The 16,559-nt window shown below is 40.2% G+C and carries 16 protein-coding genes and 1 other annotated feature (1 of these 17 only partly in view); of the genes, 4 read left to right on the top strand and 12 right to left on the bottom strand.

Annotation, left to right across the window (positions count from 1 at the left end; genetic code table 11):
• Positions 1–101: 101 nt before the first annotated feature.
• A complete protein-coding gene (locus WDJ61_RS12775) occupies positions 102–1,187 on the bottom strand; it encodes an AI-2E family transporter (RefSeq protein WP_338750304.1) in 1,086 nt (361 codons plus the stop codon).
• A gap of 381 nt (positions 1,188–1,568) precedes the next feature.
• Here WDJ61_RS12775 and WDJ61_RS12780 point away from each other — a divergent pair, with 381 nt between their 5' ends.
• Positions 1,569–2,264 carry a serine/threonine protein kinase gene (locus WDJ61_RS12780; protein WP_338750306.1) on the top strand — a complete coding sequence of 232 codons (696 nt, stop codon included), beginning with the start codon at positions 1,569–1,571 and terminating at the stop codon, positions 2,262–2,264.
• 222 nt (positions 2,265–2,486) lie between these two features.
• On the opposite strand, the gene WDJ61_RS19115 is transcribed toward WDJ61_RS12780, so the two are convergent.
• The 10 genes from WDJ61_RS19115 to WDJ61_RS12825 all read right to left on the bottom strand — a co-directional run bounded on the left by WDJ61_RS19115 (position 2,487) and on the right by WDJ61_RS12825 (position 11,238).
• Entirely contained in the window at positions 2,487–2,606 is a 120-nt protein-coding gene (locus tag WDJ61_RS19115) for a DUF3918 family protein (RefSeq protein WP_413789013.1), read from the bottom strand.
• Between the two features lie 174 nt (positions 2,607–2,780).
• The gene (locus tag WDJ61_RS12785) at positions 2,781–2,969 is read right to left on the bottom strand and encodes a hypothetical protein (protein ID WP_338754797.1); all 189 of its coding nucleotides are present in this window, start codon (positions 2,967–2,969) and stop codon (positions 2,781–2,783) included.
• A 107-nt stretch (positions 2,970–3,076) separates the two neighbouring features.
• Complete coding sequence (locus tag WDJ61_RS12790) at positions 3,077–5,470, bottom strand: ATP-dependent RecD-like DNA helicase (RefSeq protein ID WP_338750308.1); 2,394 nt, start codon at positions 5,468–5,470, stop codon at positions 3,077–3,079.
• Between the two features lie 21 nt (positions 5,471–5,491).
• Complete coding sequence (locus tag WDJ61_RS12795; RefSeq protein ID WP_338750310.1) at positions 5,492–6,157, bottom strand: tetratricopeptide repeat protein; 666 nt, start codon at positions 6,155–6,157, stop codon at positions 5,492–5,494.
• 95 nt (positions 6,158–6,252) lie between these two features.
• On the bottom strand, positions 6,253–7,368 hold the full coding sequence (gene mnmA, locus WDJ61_RS12800) for a tRNA 2-thiouridine(34) synthase MnmA (protein ID WP_338750312.1): 1,116 nt from the start codon (positions 7,366–7,368) through the stop codon (positions 6,253–6,255).
• Positions 7,369–7,392: 24 nt separating this feature from the next.
• Positions 7,393–8,538: a cysteine desulfurase family protein gene (locus WDJ61_RS12805; RefSeq protein WP_338750314.1), complete on the bottom strand. Its 1,146-nt coding sequence runs from the start codon at positions 8,536–8,538 to the stop codon at positions 7,393–7,395.
• A gap of 12 nt (positions 8,539–8,550) precedes the next feature.
• Positions 8,551–8,970 carry a cysteine metabolism transcriptional regulator CymR gene (gene cymR, locus WDJ61_RS12810; RefSeq protein WP_338750316.1) on the bottom strand — a complete coding sequence of 140 codons (420 nt, stop codon included), beginning with the start codon at positions 8,968–8,970 and terminating at the stop codon, positions 8,551–8,553.
• Positions 8,967–9,629: a YitT family protein gene (locus WDJ61_RS12815; protein ID WP_338750318.1), complete on the bottom strand. Its 663-nt coding sequence runs from the start codon at positions 9,627–9,629 to the stop codon at positions 8,967–8,969. The genes cymR and WDJ61_RS12815 overlap by 4 nt, the downstream gene beginning before the upstream one ends.
• A gap of 220 nt (positions 9,630–9,849) precedes the next feature.
• Positions 9,850–10,725: a DUF3298 and DUF4163 domain-containing protein gene (locus tag WDJ61_RS12820; RefSeq protein WP_338750320.1), complete on the bottom strand. Its 876-nt coding sequence runs from the start codon at positions 10,723–10,725 to the stop codon at positions 9,850–9,852.
• Between the two features lie 24 nt (positions 10,726–10,749).
• Complete coding sequence (locus WDJ61_RS12825; protein ID WP_338750322.1) at positions 10,750–11,238, bottom strand: sigma-70 family RNA polymerase sigma factor; 489 nt, start codon at positions 11,236–11,238, stop codon at positions 10,750–10,752.
• Positions 11,239–11,524: 286 nt separating this feature from the next.
• Here WDJ61_RS12825 and WDJ61_RS12830 point away from each other — a divergent pair, with 286 nt between their 5' ends.
• The 3 genes from WDJ61_RS12830 (at position 11,525) to WDJ61_RS12840 (ending at position 14,651) form a co-directional block, all read left to right on the top strand.
• Complete coding sequence (locus WDJ61_RS12830; protein ID WP_338750324.1) at positions 11,525–12,808, top strand: replication-associated recombination protein A; 1,284 nt, start codon at positions 11,525–11,527, stop codon at positions 12,806–12,808.
• Positions 12,809–12,975: 167 nt separating this feature from the next.
• On the top strand, positions 12,976–13,695 hold the full coding sequence (locus WDJ61_RS12835; RefSeq protein WP_338750326.1) for an AraC family transcriptional regulator: 720 nt from the start codon (positions 12,976–12,978) through the stop codon (positions 13,693–13,695).
• 59 nt (positions 13,696–13,754) lie between these two features.
• Positions 13,755–14,651, top strand: a complete 897-nt coding sequence (locus WDJ61_RS12840) for a DMT family transporter (RefSeq protein ID WP_338750328.1) — start codon at positions 13,755–13,757, stop codon at positions 14,649–14,651.
• A 75-nt stretch (positions 14,652–14,726) separates the two neighbouring features.
• Here the strand turns inward: WDJ61_RS12840 and argS are convergent, their stop codons facing one another.
• Positions 14,727–16,412: an arginine--tRNA ligase gene (argS, locus tag WDJ61_RS12845; protein WP_338750330.1), complete on the bottom strand. Its 1,686-nt coding sequence runs from the start codon at positions 16,410–16,412 to the stop codon at positions 14,727–14,729.
• Between the two features lie 43 nt (positions 16,413–16,455).
• Positions 16,456–16,559 (bottom strand) — a binding site (T-box leader) (it continues 109 nt past the right edge of the window).

Here is a 16,559-nt window from a genome sequence, read left to right on the forward strand (position 1 = left end):
GCTCCTCTCTGTGGCACAATGACCATAAGGTGGACTACAACATACTCGATCCTTCTTCGATTTAGCATTTCATTATAACCGAATTATAAAAAATTTCATCCCTACTTGTCAATGAGCGGCTTTTGCAGTCGAGCCTTCACTCGACGATCCGCGGAAAAGGCTGCTTTTAAAATGATCAGTACAGGAACCGCAACAACCATCCCTACCACCCCGCCGATCTCTCCTCCAGCCAGCAGGGCACCGATAATAAACAGCGGATGAAGATGCAAGCTTTTGCCGACAATCCAAGGGGAGAGAATATTCCCTTCAATGAATTGTAAAATAAACACGATAATGGCTGTGTATATAGCTGTTTTAAAAGAGATCATTAACGCAACAAATATGGCTGGTATTGCTCCAATTAGCGGTCCAAAGTAAGGGATGACATTGGTGATTCCGATAATCCCTCCAAGTAAAATTGGGTAAGGAAGGCCGATCATTGAAAATAATAACGATGCCACTCCTCCTACCAATAAGCAAACAAAGAGTTGTCCGCGAATATAAGAACCTAGAGAATGATCCAGTTCATTAACAAAACGTAATACTCGGGTACGCCAGCGCTTCGGCGTGATTCTCCAAGCCGTTTTTTTTACCCGACTCATATCTTTTAATAAATAAAAAGAGATGAATGGAACAATTGCTAAGAAAAACAAAAAGTTGACCGCCTTCATCAGCACATTCATAAACTGTTCTACTAGTCCAGATAACCAGCTTTCAAATTTGATCATCCGCTCACGAAGCTGTTCCTGCAACCCATCTGGCCAATTTAACGTTTCTATTTGCAGGGCGATCATTTTCTCTTCATACATTTGCGACACTTTCGGCGCACTGGCAGACAAATCCCTTAATTGCTCAATAAACAACGGTGTTCCTTTAAAAAGACCGAAACCACATAAACCAAAAAATAAAATATAGATAATAATAATAGCTCCTACCCGTGAAATTCCACGCTTCGCCATCGCTTCAACAAGCGGGTGAAGCAAATAAGCAATAAATCCCCCTAGCAAAAATGGCAACAAGCTAATCCATACCCAATGCAACATTGGTAACAACAACGACCTAAGCAAAAATAATACATACACCGTTAATAACGTTAGTAAAGCTGCACTCGCCATATATAGCCACTTTAACTTAATTTTGCTTTCCATGATGAGAAAACATCCTTTTTACTTAGTTTGCGGCTGAACACATTCAATTTATTCATGTATTGAATGATTTATCAGCGAGTTCACCAAACGCTTTTTCAATTAACAGTCTTCTTAATAGTCAACGGATACGTTTTCCTCTATAATTATTTTAAAAATAATGTGTTTTTCTTTTTTGTGTCGCATAAATATTTTATTAACCCCTATTTTTTCGGACAAATATAAAGTGAAACTTCAATCAGTGGGGGTTTTCTTCATCCCCCACCTACATACCTGCGCTTCTTCTGCCATGTTGAGGTAGGGGTCTTACAGCCCGTTAATGCGGGATAAAATAATTCGCCACAATGTAGATCCACTTTTAATAAGGAGGACTTTTAGACAAAGGTGAAAGAAGACAATTGGAAAGATATCACATTTTTAATTAAAGAACTTGAGATAATAGCTGATTCTGAAAATAAACTTGTCACCATTCAATCACTTCCAGACCAGTTGACATGTGTTGGAAAAGGAACAGACGCTGCAGTATTTGTCCACGCTGATTTTCCTCAATATGCATTTAAGATCTTCGCTTATGGCAAAGAAGAAAAAAGATGGAATGAAACAAAAGCCTATGAAAAACTGAATAATCACCCTTACTTCCCTAAGTTTTACGGCACAGGCGAACGGTTTGTGGTGATTAGCTATGAACATGGCACCAACCTATATGACTGCCTCATCGCCGGAATATATATCCCACCTCGTATGATTGAACAAGTAGACGAAGCCATTGCTTATGCTCGTCAAGTAGGTCTTAATCCACGTGATATTCATTTGAAAAATATTATTATGCAAGGTCATACCATTAAATTAATCGATGTATCTGAGTATGTATTACCAGGAAATGATGAGCGATGGGAGCATTTAAAAGAAGGATACCGTATGTACTATCCACTTATCGCCCATCGCAAAATACCCGTTGAACTGATAGATTTCGCCAAAGCTCATTATCAAAAATACAAAACCATTGGATTTTCTAAAAAAATGATAAATCAAGTGCTTTCGGTATTTTCGAAAAATAACGACAAAGAGGACGCCCAATGAAATAGGGCATCCTCTTTGTGCTTTCGGAGCTTTGCTTGTCGTGTCTGAACAGTCGGCTTCGCTTTTCTTTGTCTAGCTTCAGGCGCTAGCGACTAGTGAACTTCCACTATCCTCCTTGCGATAAGTCAACATCGATTCACTACTGTTCATCGTGTTTCCTTTATCTCGTGCGGATCGCTCCAGTCCATACGTCGCTGAACAAGCGCCTTCCGCTTTTCTTAATTAAAACATTCTTCTCATTCTTCTGGCCATTCGTCCGAATGTGGAGTTGTTGCGGTTAAACACGGCCATTACTGCCATCCCCGCGCCCAGTCCGACTAGGGAAGTCATTGTTTTAGACATAGTATCCGCCTCCGAATTTTTAGTTGGGTGTTAAGGTCTTCCGCTTTTCTTTGTCCAGCTTCGCCTCCTAGACACTCGAGTCAAATGCCAGCCTGACTGCATGGCTGAAGAGCGCCATTTCATCATTCTGTCATTTGCTTGTCGTGTCTGAACAGTCGGCTCCGCTTTTCTTTGTTAACTCAGTTTTCTTTCATCTTCTTCAAACAGGTCGTCGAGGGAGCTGAGTGAGCCATCTTCTTCGACTTGATGAACGGAGATGAGGTCGTCGGCGATGGAGAGTTCGATAAAGCAGTTCCAGCAGTAGTATTGCGTCGTGCCGATTTTTCCGATTTCTTTGCCTTGACAGTTTGGGCATGTGAACATGTATGCCACCTCGCACTTCTCTTAGCTTTTTGCTAAAAGGGTGTCCATGTTCAAGGCTTTTTATACATTTGTCAAGAAAGAATGATCTCGACAACTTTAGTATGGTCTCAGTCTAGAAAATCATAAGGCGAAACATTTTCCATGCCGATCATTGGATCAATGGCTGTGATCGTTTCTTCCGTTAATAGCAGTGGTTCCTGATCCTTTTGATTCTTGCTTTCTGGCTGAAGAATTGCCAATAATTTTTCCTGCAAAGTGGTCTTTCTAATCAGATCGTCATTCCTTTCGATCCCAATTCGAAACGCCTCTTCTTCTCCACATAAAATGAGAAATTGTTTACTTCGTGTAATCGCTGTATACAATAAATTTCGTCTTAACATTCGGTAATAACTTTTCACGACTGGCAAGATCACAATTGGAAACTCACTCCCCTGTGATTTATGGATCGAACAGCAAAACGCATGCGTAATCTGATTCAAATCTGCTCTCGTATACGTGACTTCATTGCCGTCATAAGAAACGATTACCATATCCTGCTTTTCTGTATTTTCCTTTGCATAAAAGATCGAGACGACTTCACCAATATCACCATTAAAAATATTTTGTTCTGGCTGATTCACAAGCTGTAGCACTTTGTCACCGATTCGGTACTCCACTTCTCCAAACGATAGCTTTTTGCGGGAGCCATCCGGGTCTGCATTAAAGATCTCCTGCAGGATCACATTCAGGCGATCGATGCCGGCAGGGCCTTTATACATCGGAGCGAGCACTTGAATATCTCGTGCGGTAAACCCTTTTTTGATCGCGTTTTTCACGACCTGTTCAACGACTTCAGGAATTTGTTGCACCCGACACGTTAGAAAAGAACGATCCTTTTGCTGCTGAGTCACATTGTTTGGCAAATTCCCTTTCTTGATTTCATGGGCCATTTCAATGATGGAAGACCCTTCTGCTTGGCGGTAGATATCGGTCAATCGTACCGTCGAAATCACTTGTGAGGCGAGCAGATCCTTTAACACCTGCCCAGGACCAACAGAAGGTAGCTGATCTTCATCACCAACAAGCACCACTTGAATATCATCAGGAAGAGCTTTAAACAACTGATGAGCGAGCCATATATCAACCATCGACATTTCATCAATGATTAATAATCGCCCTTCAATTTCACGACTTTCCCCATCCTCCATCGATTCTTGGCCATTAAAACCAAGCAAGCGATGAATCGTCACAGCTGGCAAACCGGTTGATTCCGCCATTCGCTTTGCAGCTCGGCCAGTAGGCGCCGCTAGTCTAATCGGAAACGGCTCATCTTTCCCATAGCTTTTTGGATCAAGTGAGCAGCCGTGCAACTCTGCATACAACTCAACAATCCCTTTAATTACCGTTGTTTTTCCCGTTCCTGGCCCTCCAGTTAAAAGCATCATCGGCGACATCAAAGCGGTTTGGATGGCTTCTTTCTGTGTGGGTGCATATTGCACACCGGTTCGTTCTTCTAAATCACCAAGTGCCAGCAAAAATTCTGACTCAGGAAATTGATCTTCATATTGTTGCTGCTTTAACAGCCTTTCAATATTTGTCACGAGTCCTTTTTCTGAGAAAAATAAAGAAGGTAAAAACACACGATCATTTTCTCCGACCACTTTCCCGTCTTCTTCAAGGGCGATTAATTGCTTAGCAATCGATTCAAATGAAACTTCCTCTTGACCGCTTTTTTCAAGCAATACCTTTACCGCTTTCAATAACGGTTCCGCTTCTAAATAACAATGTCCTTCTTGCAAACATTGTTGCTCAACGGTAAATAAAATGCCTGCTTTCAATCGATCGGGATGCTCCCCATGAATACCAATTTGTGCACCTAGCTCATCTGCTCGACCAAAACCGATGCCTTCTATATCCTCCACAAGCTGATAAGGATTTTTTTGAATGATTTCAATCGATTGCTGCTGATAAGCTTGAAAGATTTTCATCGATAGCTGCGGACCAAAGCCGTATTGATTGAGCGCAATCATCACCTGTTCTAGCCCTTGATGCTCAAGTAGCGTCTCATAAAGCTTTTTTGCCTTATCCGCCGGCAGTCTAGGAACTTCTTCAAGCAAGGCTGGGTTATCCAAAATTTTCGAAATTGTCCCTTCACCAAGCGTCTCGACGATTTGTTCAGCCGTTTTTTTACCGATCCCTTTAAATAATTCGCTCGATAAATACGTCACGATCCCCTGCTTTGTTTGCGGAATTTCTTTCTGCACGACTCTGGCATGAAACTGACGGCCGAATTTCGGATGATCTTTAAAATTCCCATAAAATACGTACATTTCCTGCTCATGAATTTGCGGAAAATAACCGGTGACAACGGCTTCTTTTTCATCGTAATTGTCATTCGTTTCTGACACTCGAATACGTAAAACGGAGTAAAAGTTTTCTTTATTATGGAAAATCGTTACAAGATGGCGGCCTTTGACATACTTTTCTCCATCCGCGAAGAGATCCATCGAATTCTGCTCCATATGCCCCACCTCCCACTATTTTCAACTTTCTTCCGCTGCGTTTTCGATCATTTTCTTTCCGTAACCTGCTAGCATGTGATCTGGCTGAACTGCTAATGCTTTCTTAAACATCGCCATTGCTCGATCAGCATCCTCTAAATGACCAGCATAAGCTACACCGAGATTGTAGTAAGCATCGGCATGCTCTGGGTCCGCTTCAATCACCCGCTCAAGTTGGGCAATCGCTTCATCTAAAGCGTTCGCTTTCGCTAACGCCAAACAAAATTGAAAACGAGCTTCTGTATCTTCTTCATTGAGTTCAACTGCTCGCTGTAAATACGGCAACGCAAAAACCGCTTGATCAAGCTGCATTAATGTCATTCCAAGCATGAAAAAGGCATCACTTTCTTCCAACCCTTTATGTATCGCTTGTTCAAACTGTTTACAAGCTTCTTCTAAATGATTTTGTTCATATAAAAACGTGCCAAATGCGTAATAAGCAGCACCAGCTTCCGGATCTACCTCGATCGCCTTTTGATAAAATTTTTCCGCCCGCTCTAGTTCGCCAACCGTTGATAGCACATGCCCAAAATTGATATAGGCAGTCGGCTCTTCAGGTGCTTCCTCAATTCGCTCTGTAAACAGTTTTAATGCCTCTTCAATTTTTCCTTGCTGTAAAAACTCAATACCTTGTAAATTCTTGTCCATGATCCACCTCTAACTATTTGATAAAAAAATTATAACATATACAAAGAAAATAGCCTTTAGAGCAATCGCATGCTTTAAAGGCTATTTTCAATTATTTAACCGACATACGTCAAACGCTTGCCGTGTTTAAACACTTGATCAATCGTACCGCCGCCAAGGCACTCCTCACCGTCATAAAAAACAACGGCTTGTCCTGGTGTAATCGCGCGAGTCGGCTCGTGAAACTCCACATTCACCTTGCCATCTTCTAACATATGAACCGTGACTTTATTGTCCTGTTGGCGATAGCGGAATTTCGCTGTGCACTCAAAGGATGACGACTTTGGCTGATCCGTCACCCAGCTAATATTGTCCGCAATCAATGAATTGGAGTAGAGCAATTCGTTATGGAAACCTTGCTCCACGTATAGAACATTTCTCTCCAAATCCTTCCCAACAACAAACCACGGATCACCAGAGCCACCGATGCCAAGACCATGACGCTGACCGATCGTATAATACATCAGTCCATCATGACGGCCTTTCACCTCTCCACCCATCGTTGTCATATTGCCAGGTTGAGCGGGTAAATATCCGCTAAGAAATTCTTTGAAATTCCGCTCGCCGATAAAACAAATGCCGGTACTATCTTTTTTCGCAGCTGTCGCAAGCCCAGCTTCCGTCGCAATCTCTCGCACACGTTTTTTGTCAATATCACCGATTGGAAACATCACTTTTTCTAGTTGTGCTTGCTGCAGTTGATTTAAAAAGTATGTTTGGTCTTTGTTTTCATCAAGGCCGCGCAGCATCTTGACTTCATCGCCACTGCGGTCCACTCGCGCGTAATGACCCGTAGCCAAATAATCAGCGCCGAGATTGATCGCATGCTCTAAAAAGGCTTTAAATTTGATCTCTTTATTGCACATCACATCAGGGTTCGGTGTCCGCCCTGCTTTATATTCATCAAGGAAGTAAGTAAATACTTTCTCCCAATATTGTTTCTCGAAATTGACGGCATAATAAGGGATGCCGATTTGATTACACACTCGTATAACGTCGTTGTAATCCTCTGTTGCTGTGCAGACGCCGTTTTCATCTGTGTCATCCCAGTTCTTCATAAAAATCCCGATGACATCATAGCCCTGCTCCTTTAATAAAAGGGCCGCAACCGAAGAATCAACCCCGCCAGACATACCGACTACGACACGAGTATCTTTCGGTGCTTTGTTCATTCAGTCCACTCTCTTTCTTTTTGCTTACGCTTTCGTTAAGCGGGCAGTAATTTGGGCGATGGCTTTTCCTGCTTGTTCTATTTGCTCTTGTGAATTTCCTAACCCAAAGCTGAAACGAATCGAATTGCGAAGGCGCTCGGATTCTTTACCAAACATCGCCACTAATACATGGGACGGTTCAATCGCTCCCGCTGTGCAAGCGGAACCGCTCGAAGCCGCAATACCAGCAAGGTCAAGATTGACAAGCATCGCTTCGACATCTGTTCCAAGAAAGCTTAAGTTTACCACGTGGGGTAAGGATTGCTCAAGTGATCCGTTTAGACAAAAGTCTACTTCCTGAGCGGATAAAAGATCAATCAATTGCTGTTTAAAGCCGATATATTGTTGCCTTTTTTCTTCTCGACTTGCCTCGGCGATTTCCACTGCTTTTGCCAACCCAGCAATTGCCGGAACATTCTCTGTTCCGGCCCGACGCTTTCTTTCTTGCTCCCCGCCGAATAAAGCAGGGGATAAAGCAATCCCCTCTCTCGCATAGAGAAAACCGATCCCTTTAGGTCCATTGATTTTATGGCCAGACGTTGTTAATAAATCAATATGTTCTTTTTTGACATCAATGGCTTGCAATCCATAAGCTTGCACTGCATCTGTATGAAAAGAAGCTTGATGATTGTTTAACATTTCACCAATTTCTTGAATCGGTTGAATAGTTCCTACCTCATTGTTTCCATACATAACAGAAACTAAAATCGTGTCTTCTCTCAAAGCTGCTTTGACATCATCTACTTGAACACAGCCTTGTTCATTCACTGGTAAGTACGTAACCTCAAAACCTTCCTTCTCTAACTGTGCACACGTATGTAAAACCGCATGATGCTCGATGGATGTGGTGATAATATGTCGTCCCTTATCGCTCATCGCTCGGGCTGTGCCAACGATCGCAAGGTTATCAGCTTCTGTTCCACCGCTCGTAAAAATAATCTCATTAAAATGAGCGCCAATGCTTGAAGCAATCGTCGTTCTAGCGGTATCTACCACATGGCGCGCCGCTCGTCCGAACGAATGAATGCTTGATGGATTACCGAACACTTCAGCCATTTGAATACTCATGACTTCAATAACTTCGGGATGAACAGGCGAAGTCGCCGCGTGATCTAAATAAATTCGTTGCATGTCGATCACCCCTTAAATGTAAAACATATAGCCGTCAGATTCATCACGATCCGTATGTTTCGCTAAATCATCTAACGTCGTATTTTCCAACACATTTTTAATCGCATCACTAATGCGGATCCATAGCTCACGTTTTGCTGGTTCCTCTTCTTCAATTCCTTCTACTAAACTGATAGGTCCTTCCAGCACTCGAATGACATCACCAGCTGTAATAGTTTCTGGTTCTCTTCCAAGCACATACCCGCCGTATGCTCCACGAATGCTGCGGACTAGTCCAGAATTACGGAGCGGAGCAATTAACTGCTCCAAATAATGCTCGGATAAATTATGAGCCCCGGCAATCACACGCAAAGATGTCGGTCCTTCTCCATGTCGTTTCGCTAGTTCGATCATAATGGTTAGTCCGTATCTACCTTTAGTTGAAATTCTCATATATTTACACCTCGATTAGTTTCTTGTTTCCAATGATTCACTCTTTTTATAATTATATCGGAAAACCGCTGACATTGCGGCATTGAAATACCGACAGCTGTTCCCATGATAAAACTAAACAAAAATGTGCCAAAACTGACTGGCCCACCGATCGCCCAAGCAATGGCTAATACAATAAACTCCATGCCGCGCCGAATATGTGAAACCTTCCAGCCAGTTTTTTTCATCACCGCAAGCATAAAACTGTCACGCGGACCAGCTCCAAGCTGAGCGGCAAGATAAAAAGACATCCCATACGCCATAACCACCGTTCCTACTACAAACATACCTAGCTTGCCAATAAAAGCAGACGGTGTGGCGATCACAGGCATACTTAAAAATAGATCAATAAAAATCCCAACTAATACCATATTTAGATAGGCCCCAAATTGCGGCCACTCACGCAAGTACATAGAAGCAATGCCTAAAATCAAAAAACCAATTAGCACAGACCATGTACCTACGGTTAATCCGATACGCTCATATAGCCCAACGTGAAGTGCATCCCAAGGTGTTGCTCCAAGATCGGCACGGATTAACAACACAATGCCAAGAGACATAAATAAAAGGCCAATTACAAAGATCATTAGCCTGACCACCATATTCCCTTGTTGTTTCATCCACTGAATCCCCTGTTCATTTATATCTTATTATACCCATCTACATTGCATTAGTTCAAATTGGTCACTTTCGTTATTATAGCATAGAACATGCAACAAATAACATGATCGCTCCCTAATTCTATGCGGTAAAACAATAAAAGAGGGAACTTCTTAGCACATGAAGTTCCCTTACTTTTATATCAAAATTAACAATATGGTTATACCTTCTTATTGGATTCTACTCTTTAATATACTCATGACTAACGAGAACATCTTTCAACACATCTGTTGGAATAATAAATTCCACTATTCCCATGGCACCAGGAGCCACTTCATATTTGTCGAATACAATTACTAATTTGTTGTCTTCGTTAATGTAGAAACTTTGTTCAGGATTTATTTTAAATACGTCCCTTTCTTTTGGATCCTCTATCCAATAAGTTACGGAAGAGTCTTGTTTCATTTGTGTCATCATTTGCTTCTTAATCTCTTCACTAATCACGTCTACATAAGCTTTGTTCTTAAAAAGGCTTGGTAAAGTAATTAATAATTCATTCTTTTTATCAATCGTGTCAAATTTATAAGTTGTTGAAGATGACCCAACTGTATTCACCACATATCGTCCAATAGATAAGATTTGTTCATTATCTGTTTTCACTTCGTACCCGCTGGATACACCAACATGCCCGCCTTCACTTTCTTTCATTTCTTCCATTTCAGCTTTAAATTGTTTGTATAGCTCTTTACCTTCTTCTGCGTATTTTTGATTTAACGTTGACTGTAATGATTCATCCTCAAGGTTTTTAATTTCCGGCACTTTAATATCAGCCTGGTATGTTTCCTCATCTACCTTGAATTCTGTAAATGTTAATACCTCAACGATCTTGTCCATAACAGGAATACTTCCCATCGTTTTCGCAAACGCTGGACTTACATTGATTCCTCCAATAAAAATGGCGGAAGCTGCGGCTAAACTAACGATCACTTTTAACATTTTAGGCTTTTTAGGTTTTCTGGGCTTTTGTTTCAACGCCTTTTTTACAACAAAATCTAATTCACTCGGTATCGGAATGTCATTATATTCTCTTTTAAGGTCTTCAATTTTTTTATTCACTTTATCAATCACCCTCCCATTTTTTCAATAATTATCCATTTGTAACCGAAGCATTTTAAGCCCTTTATATAAACGAGTCTTAATCGTGTTTTCATTTTCATTTAAGACTTCTGCTATGTCGCGAAGCTTTAAGTCTTCAAAAAATTTAAGAATAATAACAATTCGATATTTAGGGTCCAAGTCAGCAAGTGAATTAGCCAAATCGAAATCCTTATATCTATCACTGCTTACCGGACTAATAACCTCTAACGTACTATCATCAGCTATAAATTCCTTTTTCTTTTTCCGCAATAAATCAATCGATGTGTTGATTACAATTCGTATAAACCAACTTTTTAACCCTTTGGGATCTTCTAGGGTATGTACAGTGGATAACGCTTTATAGATGGACTCTTGAATAATATCTAACGCATCTTCTTTATTTTTAACATAACTAAAAGCTACTCTATAAAATGACTCTTTGTTTTTTAATATTAACTCTGTGAGCAATTTTTCTAGATGTTGTTTTCCCATTGGTGACACCTCCTTGTACTGTTCTTATATAAGACGTACAACTATATAAAAAAAGTTTTCGTCATTTGCATCTTGAACAAAATTTTATTTTGAAATAATCAGGGGTTTTAATATTAACTCTGTAAGCTTTTTTTCATTCGTGGCACCTCCTTTTGTGCTCTATATATAAGACGTACAATTATATAAAAAAAGTTTTTGCCATTTATATTTTTAATAGTTACTTTAATTTGATTGTTCCTTCATTCAATATATAATATTGTTATAAATCTTATGGGGAGGCATCAAATTGAATGGAGAACCTCTTGCTTACCGAATGCGGCCAACAAATATAGATGAAATTGTTGGTCAAAAAGAGATTATTGGAAAACACACAAGTTTGTATAAAATGATTAAAAACGGGTATGTCCCCTCCATGCTGCTCTATGGTGAACCAGGTATTGGGAAAACCTCCATTGCATATTCTATTGCAGGAACAACTAAAATACCTTTTATCGCTTTAAATGCAACGACTGCTGGCAAAAAAGATGTAGAAGCTGTTGTTGATGAAACTCGTCTAACTGGAAAAGTCATTTTGTTTTTAGACGAAATTCATCGTTTTAATAAAGCCCAACAAGACTACCTCTTACCGCATGTAGAGCGTGGAGATATTATCCTCATTGGAGCAACCACCGAAAACCCTTTTCATGATGTCAATCCAGCTATAAGAAGTCGTTGTGGCCAAATAAAACAACTCACACGCCTATCAACAGAGGATCTTCAGCTCTTGCTTGAACGCGCATTACATGATGAAAAAAAGGGACTAGGTAAGTTACCTATTCAAATATCTAGTGAACAAATACAAAAGATTGCTTTTGGTTCCAACGGTGATGCTAGAAGATCCTTAACACTATTAGAATCAATTGTATTTGCATCAACTAAAGAGAATGGTTCTTTTATGATTAAAGATGAAACCATAAACAACATAATCGATCGTGTAGGTGTCTATGGCGATAAAAAAGGATCGAATTTTTATAACCTACTATCTAGCTTGCAGAAGAGTATTAGGGGAAGTGATGTTGATGCAGCACTATATTACTTAGGGCATTTACTTGAAACAGGTGACTTAACGGCTGTCAATCGCAGATTATTAGTAACTGCTTATGAAGACATCGGATTAGCTAATACATCTGTTGGCAATAATGTGCTGTCAGCTGTAACCGCCAGTGAGCGTTTAGGTTTACCCGAAGCTCGTATTCCTTTGTCTGTCGCTGTTATAGAAATGTGTCTATCCTCAAAATCTAATTCAGCTTATAAAGCCTTAGACAGAGTAATAGAAGAGATTAGAACAGGCAATGTTGGAGAGATCCCTAAACACCTTCGAGATGGCCATTATGCTGGCTCTAAAGTATTAGGACATGAAGGGTATAAATATCCTCACGATTATCCATTAGGAACGTTTGGCGGGTGGGTTCAGCAAGATTATCTACCAAACAATTTGAAAGAGAAAAATTATTATAAACCGATAGAAGCTGGCGAAGAAAAGAGATTAGCCGCCATTTATCATAAGTTACAACAGTTCAAGAAGAGCTAATGGGACATGGAGTGGACGCTCAATATCCTCATGATGTTGAAAGCGGCTTGGTGAAACAATCATACTTACCGCATATATTATTGCGAACCGAAGAAAACAGGAGAGTCCCTTTTTAACTAGGGGGCTTCCTTGTAAGTCCTCTCATATCCGTATAGGAGTGATAAAACATGGAGACGATTGAAGCAATTGTAGCAGAACGCAGAACATATTCAGCGGCTCAAAACACGCATGCCCATATGTATGCTCAGGTCATTTTTCCTCTTCAAGGTGAGCTATCTATAAAAACCGATACCCAAACTCTTCAGCTTGATGACCAAACCTTATTTTATATTCCACCTAAATGTCATCATACGTTTCATTCAGCTGTGCGAAACGAATTTTTAGTATTAGATATCCCTTACTTTATGCTGTCAACAAAAGAGTTACAAAATAGAAGTATTTCTATTGAATTAACCAATCAGTGGAAAGGGATTCGACATCTTCTTTTAAATGAAACGGGCCAAAATCCTGCGCTAAAAGAACTTTATCCTTATATTTCCTATCATTTACTTCAAGATCAACAACCTAAATCGATCCAATATATTCATAACCATTATGATAAGCCCATTTCGATCAGTCAACTCGCCTCACTTGAACATTATAATCGCACCTATTTTTCGGAATGGTTTATGAAAGAAACCGGGAAATCCCCTGCTTCTTATATAAGAGATGTACGTTTAAATAAAGCGAAAGAATTACTGCGCCACACCAATTTACCGATTTTACATATCGCCATCCAAGTCGGATTAGAACATCAATCATCTTTAACGAGACTGTTTCAGAAGTATGAAGGAATAACCCCAAGTCAATATCGAAAAAATACAGAATTTCAGCAAAAATACACCTGACATTCTGTAAAATAAAACGCATCAACATTTCGTATCATTGGATTAAGGAGAGGATGTTGATGCACACAGCTTTAGGTATACTATTTGCACTTTTATGGTCATCTGCCGCGATTGCCACGAAGTTTGGATTATACTCAACTACACCACTAGCATTGGCGACTATTCGCTTGCTACTAGCTGGCGGCTTGTTATTTCTTTATATTTATTTAATAAAGAAAAAATATCGTTGGCCTCAATTACATGAATGGAAACCGCTCATCATTTTAGGAATCTTAAATACCACGATCTACTTAGGTGCGATCTTTTGGGCATTACAAAGCATTTCTGCTGGTTTATTTAATTTATTTGTTACAATAAATCCCTTCATTGTCGCTTTATTATCCTGTATCTGTTTAAAAAGACAAGTCACTTTAAAAGAGTGGGTCGGCATGTTGGTTGCGGCTATCGGGTTAATGATCGCTACATGGCCATCCCTTTCTCATAGCGAGGCCACGATTAGCGGGTTAATTACTTTAGGAATAGGTATGCTATCCATGGCGGTTGGAAGTGTTTATTTTAAAAAAATCAAGTTAACTCTTCCTAATATCGTCATTAACACTTGGCAAGTAACCATTGGTGGCATCCTATTAATCCCGATTACTTACGCTCTCGAAAGCGAAACATATTTTTTACATGTGGATGATTACTTACTCAGTTCGCTAATCTGGTTAGTGTTGATCATTTCGATTGCTACGATGCTACTCTGGTTTTACTTGTTAAAACAAGATGCTGTCAGGGCCAACAATTGGTTGTTTTTGACCCCGATTTTCGGCTATATACTGGCGGCCATTCTTTTAAATGAACCAGTGACGATATTCGATATGATCGCCACCTTCTTTGTCCTAACAGGGTTACTGCTTTCAGGAAATATCACTCTTTATTCTAGACAAACCAAGACATTAAAAACTCATTTATAGCTTAATCTAAACTAGAGCGTGATGAATTCCACGCCCTAGTTTTTTGTTTCATACTGTGACCTTATTCTAATCACATTACATCTCCATAGGCGCTTTCATTCCCAGCAGTCTCAACCCTTCTTGTAAAACAATCGTCACGGCTTTCACTAAAGCAAGCCGACTTTCTTTTTCGGTATCATCCACTAAAATTTTGACGTGACTATAATACTTATTAAACTCTTGAGACAAGTCAATCACATACTTGGCGATTTGAGATGGTTCATATTGTTGTAAGCTTTTTTCAATAACAATAGGAAACTCCATTAATGATTTGATGACAGACCAGCTATAGTCATCATTCAAGCCAGCTGGATGAACGATGTTGCTCTCCGATTTTCTGATGATCGAGCAAGCTCTCGCATGCGTATATTGCACATATGGTCCAGTCGTTCCTTCAAACTTCAGCATATCTTCAAGTGAGAACTCAATATTTCCTTGCCGCTCATTTTTTAAATCATGGAAAATAATTGCCCCCACACCAACAGCTTTTGCTACCTCTTCTTTCTGAGCTAGCTGCGGGTTTTTCTCTTCGATGTTTTGCTTAGCTAATTCAATCGCTTCTTCGATCACTCGTTCAAGAAGCACCACTTTCCCTTTTCTCGTCGACATCTTTTTGCCTTCTTTTAAAATGAAGCCAAACGGAATATGCACCATGCCCTTAGCCCATTCAAATCCCATCTTTTCCAGCGTGAGAAAGACTTGCTTGAAATGCAGACTTTGTTCCTGTCCGACGACATACAACGCTTTGTCAAACTGGTAATGATTTTGTCTGTAAATCGCTGCCGTTAAATCCCGTGTCGCGTACAACGTCGCTCCATCTGACTTTTTAATTAAGCATGGCGGCAAATCGTATTCCTGTAAATCCACCACTTCCGCTCCATCCGATTCGATTAGTAGCCCCTTCTCTTGAAGCAATTGAATCGTATCATCCATGCTCTCATTGTAAAAAGCTTCTCCGTTCAGCGAATCAAAGCGAATATTCATTAAGTCATAAATTTTCGAAAACTCAAGAAGGGATTCAGCTTTAAACCATTTCCATAAATCCCTTGCTTCCTCGTCTCCGTCTTCAAGCTTTTTAAACCACCTTCTAGCTTCTGCTTCTAAATGGGGCTGTTGCTCGACTTCATCGTGAAATTTTACATATAAACTAAGCAATTCTTGAATGGGATTTTCTTTGACACTCTCCTCACTTCCCCAATATTTATAGGCAGTAATTAATTTCCCAAATTGGGTCCCCCAATCACCGAGGTGATTAATCCGAACCGTTTGATACCCTGACTTTTCCGCGATATTCGCAATGGCATTACCGATGACAGTGGACCGTAAATGCCCCATTGAAAACGGCTTGGCAATATTCGGTGAGGAAAAATCAATTGTGATCACTTTTCCTTGACCATGGGATAAATGACCATAATTCGCTCCTTGTTTTAAAATATCATTCAGCACATGCTCGCTAACGACTTGTTTGTTTAAAAAGCCGTTCACATACGCTCCGTTTGCCACAACAGCACCAAACAGCGGATGATCAATCTGTTTAGCTAAATCAGCGGCAATCAACTGTGGCGATTTCTTCATCATTTTCGCTAGTAAAAAACAAGGAAAAGCCACATCTCCCTGCTCTGCGTATTTCGGCTTTTCAATCACTTGAAGAACCTCTTCCAATGTAATCATACCGTCTAATTTGCATGTAATTTCTTCCGCAAATGTTTTCATGCCTTCCATCTCATCACGTCCTTTTCCAAAAATAAAAAATCCCGCCTCTAAAAATAGAGACGAGATTAAAATAACCCGCGGTACCACTCTGATTGTTCATTAAGAACCAGCTTTGCTTTATAACGGGACAATCCCCGGCTCACCCTACTTTGTTTC

The sequence above is a fragment of the Bacillus sp. FJAT-52991 genome (assembly GCF_037201805.1).
GTDB classification, from domain to species: Bacteria; Bacillota; Bacilli; order Bacillales; family Domibacillaceae; genus Bacillus_CE; species Bacillus_CE kandeliae.